The sequence below is a fragment of the Sphingomonas sp. LT1P40 genome (genome assembly GCF_036663835.1).
Classification (GTDB): Bacteria; Pseudomonadota; Alphaproteobacteria; order Sphingomonadales; family Sphingomonadaceae; genus Sphingomonas.
The window spans coordinates 2,325,039-2,336,855 of record NZ_JAXOJT010000001.1 but is presented as its reverse complement, the minus strand read 5'-3'; the positions used below and the strand labels follow the sequence as shown (position 1 = coordinate 2,336,855).

General features: G+C 63.7%; 10 protein-coding genes. 7 read left to right on the top strand and 3 right to left on the bottom strand.

Annotated features, from left to right (window positions below; all coding sequences use genetic code 11):
* The 5 genes from U1702_RS11485 to U1702_RS11465 form a co-directional block, all read left to right on the top strand.
* A partial coding sequence (locus U1702_RS11485; RefSeq protein ID WP_443026820.1) for a M10 family metallopeptidase C-terminal domain-containing protein occupies positions 1 to 620 on the top strand: 620 nt, incomplete at its 5' end.
* Positions 621 to 631: 11 nt separating this feature from the next.
* Positions 632 to 772 (top strand): hypothetical protein, encoded by a 141-nt coding sequence (locus tag U1702_RS11480; protein WP_332724516.1) that lies wholly within the window; start codon positions 632 to 634, stop codon positions 770 to 772.
* A gap of 265 nt (positions 773 to 1,037) precedes the next feature.
* Positions 1,038 to 1,529 (top strand): hypothetical protein, encoded by a 492-nt coding sequence (locus U1702_RS11475; protein ID WP_332724514.1) that lies wholly within the window; start codon positions 1,038 to 1,040, stop codon positions 1,527 to 1,529.
* Between the two features lie 292 nt (positions 1,530 to 1,821).
* Complete coding sequence (locus tag U1702_RS11470) at positions 1,822 to 4,044, top strand: TonB-dependent receptor (RefSeq protein WP_332724512.1); 2,223 nt, start codon at positions 1,822 to 1,824, stop codon at positions 4,042 to 4,044.
* Between the two features lie 87 nt (positions 4,045 to 4,131).
* The gene (locus U1702_RS11465; RefSeq protein WP_332724510.1) at positions 4,132 to 5,712 is read left to right on the top strand and encodes an amidase; all 1,581 of its coding nucleotides are present in this window, start codon (positions 4,132 to 4,134) and stop codon (positions 5,710 to 5,712) included.
* Between the two features lie 7 nt (positions 5,713 to 5,719).
* On the opposite strand, the gene U1702_RS11460 is transcribed toward U1702_RS11465, so the two are convergent.
* Both U1702_RS11460 and U1702_RS11455 read right to left on the bottom strand, forming a co-directional pair.
* Positions 5,720 to 6,958 (bottom strand): SLC13 family permease, encoded by a 1,239-nt coding sequence (locus U1702_RS11460; RefSeq protein ID WP_332724508.1) that lies wholly within the window; start codon positions 6,956 to 6,958, stop codon positions 5,720 to 5,722.
* Between the two features lie 46 nt (positions 6,959 to 7,004).
* Positions 7,005 to 7,688, bottom strand: coding sequence for a GntR family transcriptional regulator (locus U1702_RS11455; protein WP_332724506.1), 684 nt, complete (start codon positions 7,686 to 7,688; stop codon positions 7,005 to 7,007).
* A 122-nt stretch (positions 7,689 to 7,810) separates the two neighbouring features.
* On the opposite strand from U1702_RS11455, the gene U1702_RS11450 reads away from it, so the two are divergent.
* Together U1702_RS11450 and U1702_RS11445 are read left to right on the top strand one after the other, a co-directional pair.
* Positions 7,811 to 9,136 (top strand): malonyl-CoA decarboxylase, encoded by a 1,326-nt coding sequence (locus U1702_RS11450; RefSeq protein WP_332724504.1) that lies wholly within the window; start codon positions 7,811 to 7,813, stop codon positions 9,134 to 9,136.
* Entirely contained in the window at positions 9,133 to 10,653 is a 1,521-nt protein-coding gene (locus tag U1702_RS11445) for a malonate--CoA ligase (RefSeq protein ID WP_332724502.1), read from the top strand. Before U1702_RS11450 ends, U1702_RS11445 begins: the two co-directional genes overlap by 4 nt.
* 77 nt (positions 10,654 to 10,730) lie before the next feature.
* On the opposite strand, the gene U1702_RS11440 is transcribed toward U1702_RS11445, so the two are convergent.
* Positions 10,731 to 11,804 carry an AraC family transcriptional regulator gene (locus tag U1702_RS11440; RefSeq protein WP_332724500.1) on the bottom strand — a complete coding sequence of 358 codons (1,074 nt, stop codon included), beginning with the start codon at positions 11,802 to 11,804 and terminating at the stop codon, positions 10,731 to 10,733.
* Positions 11,805 to 11,817 lie beyond the last annotated feature (13 nt).

Genomic DNA, 11,817 nt, shown 5'->3' with positions numbered 1-11,817 from the left:
CGTTGCAACGCGGCCCGGTCGGTGACAGCAACAGCTTCGACATCACGCTGGACGACAGCCTGGTCGCGGACGACGGTCGCCTGACGATCTGGGGCTATCCGCTGCTGACCTCGCTCAGGGTCGATGGCTCGGCGGAAGCCGGTGGCGATCTGCGCATCTATGGCGGCGCGGTGGGCGATAACCTGATCGGCGGCGGTGGTGACGACTGGTTGTGGGGCGGCGCGGGTGGCGACCGGCTGACCGGCGGCGCGGGCCGGGATATTTTCGCCTATGACGTGGCGAGCCAATCGACCGGCATCAACTTTGACACGCTGGTCGGGTTCGATGCGACGCAGGACAGGATCGACCTGCCGTTCGCGGTTACGAGCGTGGCGGCACCCGTCAGCGGCAGCCTGTCGCTGGCGACGTTCAACGAAGACCTGGCCGCCGCGATCGGCGCGGCGCAGATGGCATCGGGTCAGGCGGTGCTGTTCACCGCGGTTGGCGGCGACATGGACGGCCAGACCTTCCTGATCGTCAACGGCCTCAACTCCGCTGCCGGATATCAGAATGGCAGCGACTATGTGTTCCACCTGGAAAGCCCGGTGAGCACGATCATCACACCCGACCCGTTCGTTTAAGGACCAGCATGATGAACATCGCTCCCGCGCTGCGCCCGGCCACCCCGCCACGCGCACCATGGACTCGCCCCACCGTCCAGCGCCTCAACGCCAGCCACGCGCAGATCGGCACGCGGCCTGAAAATGAAGACGGCGCTTTCTCGACGTCGTGAACGCGGCCCGGTCGTACGGCTCGTCGAAAGCAGAACCGTGGTTTTGGCGGGGGAATTGAGACATCCCTCGTCACCGTCCTAGCTGGCGCAAGGGTGTGCAACCGGGTCTGCGTATCGGACTTGCCAGCCTGCAAGTACATGAAGGTAGCAGTGTTGCGTGAAGTGGCCGGTTAGACGACTGGTCCCCTCAGACCACCCTTGCTTGGATGTTTTGTGATCCATCGAGCGGGTGAAGCCTTGAGGGTGACTTCAAGGAGAAAACGTCATGACGCGCATTGCATTCACGTTCGCCGCATCGCTCGCGGCCATGGTTCCGGCCACTGCCCAGACCGCAGCGCCATCCGCCTCCGCCCCTGTCCCGGCCGAGCAATGGCCCGAGGCATGGTTTGAGATCTTCAAGCTCGCGCCGGGAAAGCAGGAGGCGTTCATCCGTCGGCTTGACCAGACCGATCAGGTGAGGGCGGCGGCAGGCCTGCCCCCGGTCCAGCTGTTCTTTCATGAGAATGGCGCAGACTTCGACGTAATCCTGTTCAAGCCGGTTGCGGCGATCAAGCCAACGCCGGAGCAGGAGGCGAAGATGGCAGCAAAGCGCAAGGGACTCGGCATTCCCGCCGGCCCGGCCTATTTCGTCGATATTCGGGAGTTCGTTGCCGCTCACACCGATTCGAAAACGATCGGCCCGGTGTCGGCAGGACAATGGATCCAGCGGCTCGACGGCTGGCGGGCTGCCAATCCACCGCGCACCAAGATCAAATAATTATTGTACGAGCCGCTCGCGACATCATGTCCCGGGCGGCAATGCGGGTCGTCATGATCCCCTGTAACAGGCGCGTTTTGCCGATCGAAAACACTTTATTGTTTTTGATTTGACGGGCCGGAAAAACAATGACCGGTTTGACTTGGTCTAATCTAAATGGTCCCGTCCTTTGCGAAAGAACTGGATGTTTCTGGATCCATTCGTGCGGAACAGGCTGGCACAACGATAACAGGTTTGGACGATGTGCCAGCCGTGTCGGGAGGAACGCGAACCAATTATCGGGGGATTTAAAATGGTTGCTCATCATTCGGCATTTCGGGGCGTCGGCCTCGCCACGCTGGCCGTGGCATTTGTTTCGACCACGTCGGCCTTCGCACAGGACGAGCCGGAAGAAGACACCGTCATCGTGACCGCGCAACAGGCGCAGAAGCAGGTGGTCAGCGACGGCAATCTCGGCGCGCTGGGCGATCAGGACGCGATGTCGACGCCGTTCAACGTCACCACTTACACAGCGCAGCTCGTGCTCGACCAGCAGGCCGAGACGATCGGCGACGTGATGAAGAACGACCCGTCGGTGCGCGTCACATCGGGCAATGGCAACCAGGCCGAATTGTTCGTCGTGCGCGGCTTTCCGCTGTTCGGCGACGACCTTGCGATCGATGGCATGTACGGGATCGCGCCGCGCCAGTTGATTTCGCCCGAACTCTATGAGGGGATTCAGGTGCTCAACGGTGCCAGCGCGTTCCTGTTCGGTGCCCCTCCGGGCGGATCGGGTGTCGGCGGTGGCATCAACCTGACGCCGAAGCGCGCGCAGAAAGAACTGTATCGCGCAACCGCCAGCTTTGGTGGCCGGAGCATCTTCGGCGGGAATTTCGACGCGGGCAGGCGCTTTGGCGACGACGATGAACTCGGCGTCCGCGTGAACGGCGTGTACCGCGAGGGCGAGAATTCGATCCCGAACGAGGAAAAGCGCGTCATCGTCGGCGGCCTGGGAATCGACTATCGCTCCGGACCGGCGCGGGTGTTCCTCGACATCGGTTACGAAAATCAGCGGGTGCTTCAGCCACGCCCCGTCGTTCGCCTTGGGTCGACACTCACCGCCGTACCCGCGCCGCCACCGGCCGACTATAATTTCGGCCAGGCCTGGACCTCCACCAAGCTGCGCGACATCTATGGGACGCTGCGCATCGAGCTGGACATCGCCAAGGACGTCATGCTGTACGCCGCCGTCGGTATGCGCGACGGTAGCGAATATGGCGATTACTCGTCGATCACCGTGTTCAACGCCAATGGCAACGCGACCCAGCCGCGGCTCTATGTGCCGCGCGCCGACAATAACGAAGCCGGGCAGATCGGTTTGCGCGCCAAGTTCAAGACCGGCGGCATTTCGCATCAGTTCAATGCGGGCACGTCGCTGGTCGTTCAGGAAAATCGCAACGTCTCGACCGCCGGCATCTATCCGGCATCGACACGTACCGGCGCGAACTGCGCCGGCATCCCGGCGGCATCGCTGACGGTCAACGTGTTCTGCTCCAATCTGTATAACGCGCCGCAGGTGGCAAGGCCGGCCGATGCGACCGTGCTGCCCAATCTGCGCCGGCTGCAGATGTTCGATTATGGCAGTGCTTTTGCGTCCGACACACTCGGCTTCCTCGACGACACGGTCCTGCTGACGGTCGGTGGGCGCTATCAACATCTGGTGTCGCGGACCTTCGCCTATGCTCCGGTCTATCGGGTAACCAAGGTGGTGCGGGACGCCGTCACGCCGGTCGTCGGTCTGGTGGTCAAACCGACCGAGAATATTTCCGTCTATGCCAATCGGATCGAGGCGCTGGTGCAGGGGGCGGTCGCGCCCGCAACCTTTGGCGGCCTGACCGTCGCCAATGCGGGCACGATCTTTGAAGCCTATCGTTCGGTGCAATATGAAGCCGGGGTCAAATTCGCGTTGCGCGGCCTGACCGGGACGGCTGCCATTTACCAGACGAGCCAGCCGATCACCAACTATGTCGATCGGCCGGGTAACCAGCTCGCGCTGGAGGTGGATGGCGAACAGCGCAACCGCGGCGTCGAATTGAGCCTGAACGGGGAACCCACCGACTGGCTGCGCTTCATCGGCGGCCTGACCTACACCGATGCCGAGGTCGTCAAACAGACCACCGTGGTTTCCGGCACGCGCATCGATCTGGCGGGCAAGCGTGGCATCGGCGTTCCCGAATGGCAGGTCAGCTTCGGCACCGAAGTGGTTCCGCCGTTCCTGAAGAATGCGACCTTTACCGGCCGCGTCGTCTATACCGACAGCCAGTTCGTGAACAACGTCAACACGCTGAGCATCCCGGGCTGGACGCGTTTCGACCTGGGCGTGCGCTATGTCATCGTTGCCGATGGCCACCCGCTGACCTTCCGCCTCAGCGCGGAGAACGTCACCGACAAGGCCTATTGGTCGTCGGCTGCGCTGGGCTATCTGACGATCGGCGCGCCGCGCACGTTCAAAAGCTCGGTCACGTTCGAGTTCTGATATGGCGAGTTCTGATATGGAAGGCATGCCGTCCGCCGTGTTGGGCGGGCGGCACCGCCGGTGACGGCTTTATACTGGAGAAATCTCGTGTCTGAACGCAATCCGCCCAAGGTCGTGCAGGACGAGATTCAACCGGGCGGCATGAAGTGGACGCGCAGGACCGTGCTGGCGGCACCGGCAGCGATGGCAGCGAGCAGTGCTTTTGCTACGCCTGTGCAAAAGCCGTCGTCACAGCTCATTGCGATGGATGCGGTCGACCTTGCCGCTGGCATCCGGCGGCGGGACATTTCCAGCCGTGACGTAATGGCCGCCTATCTCGCGCAGATCGACCGGTTGAATCCCCGGTTCAACGCCATCGTCTCACGCGTGTCGCCGGATCAACTGATAAAGGCCGCAGCCGCGTGCGACGAGGATGCGGCCAAGGGCCGGTTCCGGGGCGTGCTGCACGGTTTTCCGCATGCGGTGAAGGATACAGCACCGACGCGCGGCATCGCCTCGACCCAGGGGACGCCGATCCTGCGCAACAATATTCCGGCGGCGGATTCGCTCGTCGTGTCGCGGATGCGCGATGCCGGTGCGATCTTCATCGGCAAGACCAATGTCCCCGAGTTCGCGCTGGGTTCGCATAGCTATAATTCGGTGTTCGGAATCACGCGCAATGCGTGGAACCCGGCGGTGTCGGCGGGCGGCAGCAGCGGCGGCACCGCCGTTGCGCTGGCGCTGCGCATGATGCCGATTGGCGATGGCAGCGATTTCGGCGGTTCGCTGCGCAATCCGGCGGGCTGGAACAATATCTTCGGCTTCCGCCCCTCGTTCGGTCGGGTTCCGTCCGCCCCGTCGAGCGATGTGTTCGGTCAGACTTTTGCGACATCCGGGCCGATGGCGCGGACGGTGCGCGATCTCGCCTTCATGCTGTCGGTTCAGGCCGGACCCGATTCCCGCGCACCATTTTCGTTAAAGGACGATCCCGCGCGGTTCGACGTGCCGCTGGAGCGGGAATGGAAAGGGCGGCGGATCGGCTGGCTGGGCGATCTTCAAGGCGAGCTGGCGACCGAACCCGGCATCCTCGACACCTGCACCAGGGCACTGTCGGCATTCCGCGCGATCGGCATGCAGGTCGAGGCGGCGAAGCTGTCGCTGTCCGCCGCCGAGATGTGGCGCACGGCGGTAACGCTGCGTCACTGGTCGGTCGGGTCGGACCTGATCGATTATTATAACGATCCCGCCAAACGCGCGCTGTTGCAGCCGGAGGCGATCTGGGAGGTCGAGGGTTATCTGAAGCTCAGCGCACGTCAGGTCGCCGAAGCGTCGCAGGTGCGGTCGCGCATCTATCAGGCGTTCCGCGAACTGTTCGAGCGTTACGACTTCCTCGTCCTGCCCACGGCACAGGTCTTTCCATTCGATGTCGAAACCCGCTGGCCGCGCGAGATCGCCGGGCGGGCGATGGACAGCTATCACCGCTGGATGGAAGTGACGCTGCCGCCGACCATGGCCGGGCTGCCGACGCTCGCCGTACCGGCGGGGTTCGGGGGCGCGCGCAAACTACCGATCGGTCTGCAGATCATCGGCCCCAATCATGCCGATCTGGCGGTGCTGCAAGTCGGTCACGCCTATGAGCAGGCGTCGCCATGGATCCGCGCTGCGGTGCCGGACGCGCTTAAGGCCTGACACGGTCTTACCCGGGCAGGACAAACACCGCCCAGGCGATCAGCGGGCCGATCAGGGTGATGAGCGCGCTATAGCCGAGCAACTGGCGGACCATCCGCTCGCGGTCCGCCTCGGGCGCATTTGCCACAACCAGCGCGCCATTGGTCGAAAAGGGTGAGGTATCGACGATCGTCGTCGAGATCGCGATCGCCGCCACCGCGCCCATCGCGCTGATCCCGCCCTGGTTGAGGAAGGGGACGGCCAGCGGCACGACGATGCCCAGCAGCGCCGTCGATGAAGCGAAGGCGGAGACGACGCCGCCCAGATAGCAAAGCAGCAGCGCGGCGATCAGCGGCGATCCGATGCCCGCGATCAGGTCGCCTGCCGCATCGACCGTTCCCACCCGCTGCAACAGCGCGACATAGGTCACCACACCAGCGATCAGCAGCACCGTCGGCCACGCCACGCGATCGATCGCGCCCTTTTGCGAGCGCGGCGCGAGGACGGCGAGCAGGGCGGCGGCAACCATGCTGGCGACCCCGATATCGACGCGAAACCCGACCGCGGCGATCGCCATCGCGCCGAGCGTCAGCAGGGTCAGCAGCCGTTCGCGGGCCATTTCCGGCGCTATCGCCGCGGGTGCCTCGGGCGGCTCCGGCGTATCCCGCAACAGGCGCAGGCCGCCAAAGGCGAGGAAGATTACGATGGCGATGGCCAGGTTGAAGAACAGGCTGGCGGAAAACAGCATCAACGGCTCCGGCACGATGCCGCTCTTTTCGATGACGCCGTTGGTGATGCCGCCATAGACCGAGGTCGGCGAGAACGCGCCCGCCTGTGCGCCGTGGATCGTCATCAGGCCCATCATCAGCGCGCTGATGCGATGCTGCACGGCGAAGCGAAGGGCAACGGGTGCCACGATCGCCACCGCCGCCGGGCCGAGCGCGCCGAATGCGGTGAGCAATGCCGAGGCGATGAAGATCACCCACGGCATCGCCACGGCACGATGGCCCAGCATCCGTGCCAGACCCTGAACCACCCATTCGATTGCACCATTGCGCTCGGCAATTGCGAACAGGAACGTCACCCCGATCAGGACCACCACCAGATCGCCGGGGAAACCGGCGAGCACGTCCTTGGCCGGAACGCCGACCAGCAACACGCCGACCAGGAACGCGGCGGCGAACGCCAGCAGCCCCATGTTGATCGGCCGCAAGGTGGCGATCAGGAACACCAGTGCGAGTGCGCCGATCAGGATAAAATGCGACAATCTTCCCTCCCCACCGCCCGCTTTGCGCGGTGCGCCTTATGCCTGCTTATTTCTGCTCGCTGAGATAGGAATCGAGCGCGCGTGCGGCGGTCAGCATGTGCGCGCGCATGCGCCGCGCCGCAGTGTCGCCGTCCCCTTCGTTGATCGCGCGGATCAGCTCGTCATGTTCGGAACGGGATCGGTGCAGGCGGCCCTGCTGTCGCAACTGCGTGCGCCGGAACGCCGCCAAGCGGCTGCGCAGGGTAAGCGCCTGCTCGATCAGCACGCCGTTATGCGTCGCCCGATACAGCGTTTCATGAAAGTCGCGGTTGAGCCGGTCATATTCGCCGACGTCATCATTCGCCGCTGCGGCTTCGGTCGCATCGTGAATCCGCAGCAACTCGCTGCGCTCAAGCGGGGTCATGCGATAGGTGGCGAGGCGGACGCACACCGCCTCGATCTCCGCCATCGCCTCGAACATTTCCATCACGCGCTGAGTCGTCACCTGCGCCACGACCATGCGCCGACCGGTCGTCTCGACCAGGCCGCTCGACTGCAATTGCCGCAAAGCCTCGCGTACCGGGGTCCTCGACACGCCATAACGATCCGCAAGCCATTGCTCGTCGAGCGGGCTGCCCGGCTCGAACTCGCCTGAGGCGATGGCGTCCGTCAATGCGTTGCGGACGCGATCGGACAGCAAGGTACGACGGTCGTCGTCGATGCCCTCATCGCGGTCAATCAGCGCGCTCATAAGCCTCTCCGGGCAATTTGGCATTGCCTCGACTTCGGTATACACATATTTCAGATGACGCTATACCGTATGCAGTGATAGTTATTTCGGCATATTCGGTATTATAAAAGGGAGGGGATGTTGTGGACCGCACTTCGCTGTCCGAATTGCTGCAGGGCTTTTCCCGTCAGGGCCGGGCATTTCTGCGCAAGCACATGCCGCGTGCAGCATTCGCGCCGACGCCGTTGGCACGCTCGCGGGTCGAGACGCTGTGCGGCATGGCGAGCGACTTGATCTCCAATCGCGGCGAAGCGTCCGGCGTCGCCATCGCAACCGATTTTCTGCGGCTGTACGACGCCGCCGACAGACAGGAGCGCGCCGACTTCTTTCTGGCGCTGTCGCGTGATTTCAACCCGGACCGGGCGACGCTCAGCGCCGCGTGGGAACGGTTTCAAACCGAAGGCTGGGACGCCCACCCGGCGCTTGCCAGCGCGATCGAGGCGCCGCGACAGGAGCTGTTCCGCCGACTGAACCTCGCACCGGGCGGCACCGCAGCGCTGGTCGGCATGCGCGCGGACATGCTGGCGATGCGGGACCAGCCGGGGGTCGCGCTGGCCGAAGCGGATCTCGCGCATTTGCTGCAGTCCTGGTTCAACCGTGGCTTTCTGTCGATGCGGGCGATCAACTGGTCCTCGCCCGCGAATCTGCTGGAGCGCGTGATCCGTTACGAGGCGGTGCACGACATAAGCGACTGGACCGATCTGCGCAGTCGGCTCGATCCGCCCGACCGGCGTTGCTACGCGTTCTTCCACCCCGCAATCCCGGACGATCCGCTGATCTTCGTTGAGGTCGCCTTGACCCACGGCATCCCGGACAGCATCCAGGCGCTGCTGGCGTCCGACCGCGTGCCGCTGGCCAGCGCGGACGCCACGACCGCAGTGTTCTATTCGATCAGCAACTGCCAGCCGGGCCTGCGTGGTATCTCGTTCGGTCACTTCCTGATCAAGCAGGTTGCCACCGACCTGAAGCGCGAGATCCCGACGCTGGAATGTTTCGTGACGCTCTCACCGATTCCCGGCTTCATGAAATGGCTGCGCATCCACGATGCCACCCTTGCCGAACAGGCGGGCGAATACCCGGAGCGCCATCGTGACCGACTGCTCGCGCACGCGATCCATTATTTCGTCGAGGCCAAGAATGACGAGGACCGCCCGGTCGATCCGGTAGCGCGGTTCCATCTCGGCAACGGTGCGTGGCTGGAGCAACTGAATTGGATGGGCGACAGTTCGGCCAAGGGCTTGCGCCAGAGCGCCGGGATGATGGTCAACTATCTTTACGATCTGCCAGCGATCGAGGAATTGCACGAACGCTTCGCCAATCACGGCTCGATTGCGACGGGAAAGCCCATGTCGCAGCTGATATCCAGCATGCACGCAGACACCACCAAGCCGATGGAACGACACGCATGAGCAACCTCTACACCCGTCTTGCGGCGCAATTCCCCGACGATCCGCGCCGCCCGTTCGCGTGGCTGCCGGATGGCGAAATGCTCGGCTATGGCGATGTCGAAGCGGCCTCGGCGCGCTATGCCAATGCGCTTGGGGGATTGGGCGTCGGGGTCGGCGACCGGGTGGCAGTGCAGGTCGAGAAGAGCATCGAAATGCTGATGCTGTATCTCGGTTGTTTGCGGACCGGCGCGGTCTTTTTGCCACTCAACACCGCCTATACCGCCGCCGAACTCGACTATTTCATCGGCGATGCACAGCCGACCCTGATCGTCTGCGATCCGGGTGCCGTGGAGGCTGTCGCGGCGTTACCATCGGCCGCCGGCGTCACGGTGGAGACGCTCGATGCCGCACGCAGCGGCACGCTCGCCCGTCTGGCGTGCGACGCGGCACCGGTGTTCGACACGGTATCGCGCGACGACGACGATCTCGCGGCGATCCTCTACACCTCCGGCACGACGGGCCGGTCGAAGGGCGCGATGCTCAGCCACGACAACCTCGCCTCGAACGCCTTTACGCTGCGTGACGCATGGCATTTCACCACGGACGATGTGCTGCTGCACGCGCTGCCGATCTTCCATACTCACGGCCTGTTCGTCGCCACCAACGTCATATTGGCCAGCGCCGCTTCGATGATCTTTCAGCCGCGTTTCGAGGCCGACGCGGTGCTGGCCGCGCTCCCCCGCGCCACCGTGATGATGGGGGTGCCGACCTTCTATATCCGGCTGCTCGGCGAGGCGGGGTTCGAGCGCGGGCTGGTCGCGCACATGCGGCTGTTCATCTCGGGCTCGGCACCGCTCGCGCCCGACATCCATCGCGCGTTCGCGGCGCGCACAGGCCATGCGATCCTCGAACGCTATGGCATGACCGAGACGAACATGAACACCTCCAACCCCTATGACGGAGACCGGATTCCCGGAACTGTCGGGTTGCCGTTGCCCGGTGTCGATATCCGCATCGCCGATTCCGCGAGCGGTCGCGTCCTGTCGCAGGGCGAAGTGGGCGTGATCGAAATCGGCGGCCCCAATGTGTTCAAGGGCTATTGGCGCATGCCCGACAAGACCGCCGCCGAATTCCGCAACGGCTTCTTCATCTCGGGCGATCTCGGCCGCATCGACGCGCGGGGCTATGTCTCGATCGTCGGGCGCGAAAAGGACCTCATCATCGCCGGCGGGTTCAATATCTATCCCGCCGAAATCGAAGATGCGATCGGTGAACTGGACGCGGTTCGGGAAGTCGCCGTGATCGGCCTCCCGCATCCCGATCTGGGGGAGGGTGTCGTCGCGGTGGTCGTGCCGTGCGAACGTGGCTTCGCCGATGCCGATGGCATTATCGCCGCACTGACCGGCAAGCTGGCGCGTTTCAAACAGCCCCGGCGCGTGCTGTTCGCGGACGAATTGCCCAGGAACGCGATGGGAAAGGTGCAAAAGGCGGAGTTGCGTCGGCTACATGCGGACCTTTTTGGTCCGGATGCCCCCTGATCGGGGTCCTGAAGCGGATCGGCCGGGTGACGCACAAGCCCGAATGACAGCAAATCCCGTTCCTGAAAGACTGGCGCTCATCGCGAACGAATTTCGCCAATTGTCTGTCCGGTCCAGCGCCGGATCGCGCGGCGCAGATTGGCGCTGTCGCTGAAACCTACCTTCCAGGCAACGTCGTCCACGCTCATGCGGGTTGTCTGCAAATATTCGATTGCCAGCTTGCGGCGGACGTCATCGAGGATCGCGCCGTAGCTTGAATCCTCGGCAGCCAGACGGCGGCGCAACGTCCGCTCCTGCAAGCCCAATTGCGCCGCGACCGCCGTCATCGATGGAAACTGGCTGGGGGCGTTAAGCAGGAGTTGATACACCTCTCCCGACAGGCCGGAGGAAATTCGTGACTGACCAATCAGGCGCTCGCAAGTCTCTTCGAGCATGGTCCTGGTCAGGCGATTGCCCAGTTCCGGGGTCTGGTCGAGGATGCCAATGGGATAATGAAGTTCGTTCGCCGCCTGGGCGTAGAGGCTTGGGCAGGAGAGTTCCCGCTCGTCCTCCGCCGCATGGGCATCTTCGAGCAAGGCGAACAAGGCACGGACGGGCAGATTGTCGGTTCCCGCTGTGTCGCGGATATGCGTGTAGGTCATCTTCATCTGCTGCCGCACCAGGAAGGTGCGCACATCGCTGCTCATCACGTCGCGATAGATTTCCCGGAATTGCCAGATCGCGACGTCACCCTCAGCCCGCCATTCCAGGCGTACTGTGGGGGTAGCGAGTGGTTGATATCGAACGGCGAAATCGAAAAAATCGCGCATGGTGGGGGAGCACATCAGCGCATAACCGTACATGCCATAAGCGGACAGGTGCAGGCGCGATCCGATGGCGAAGGCGTCGGCGAACACGGCACCGTCCGCCACGATATTCTCGCACGCGATCAGATACTGCCCAATCGATGTCAGCGTGTGCGGATCGCGCACTTCTGCGAGCGTCAGCCCGGTTCGATCCAGCACTGCTTCGGGCGTGATGCCGCGGTTCGCAACCGCGTCGATCACCGTCGCCAGCTTGAACGGCGCAAAGATGCGCTGGTTGAGCGATGGAAAACCGACCCGGCCAGTGCGCGCTGCGGATCCGCCTTCATCTTTTATGACCTCAACCATCGTTACCGATCCT

Coding starts and splice junctions, on each gene's coding strand:
- U1702_RS11440 (WP_332724500.1), bottom strand. CDS start 11,804: ATGGTTGAGGTCATAAAAGATGAAGGCGGATCCGCAGCGCGCACTGGC.
- U1702_RS11475 (WP_332724514.1), top strand. CDS start 1,038: ATGACGCGCATTGCATTCACGTTCGCCGCATCGCTCGCGGCCATGGTT.
- U1702_RS11470 (WP_332724512.1), top strand. CDS start 1,822: ATGGTTGCTCATCATTCGGCATTTCGGGGCGTCGGCCTCGCCACGCTG.
- U1702_RS11480 (WP_332724516.1), top strand. CDS start 632: ATGAACATCGCTCCCGCGCTGCGCCCGGCCACCCCGCCACGCGCACCA.
- U1702_RS11455 (WP_332724506.1), bottom strand. CDS start 7,688: ATGAGCGCGCTGATTGACCGCGATGAGGGCATCGACGACGACCGTCGT.
- U1702_RS11445 (WP_332724502.1), top strand. CDS start 9,133: ATGAGCAACCTCTACACCCGTCTTGCGGCGCAATTCCCCGACGATCCG.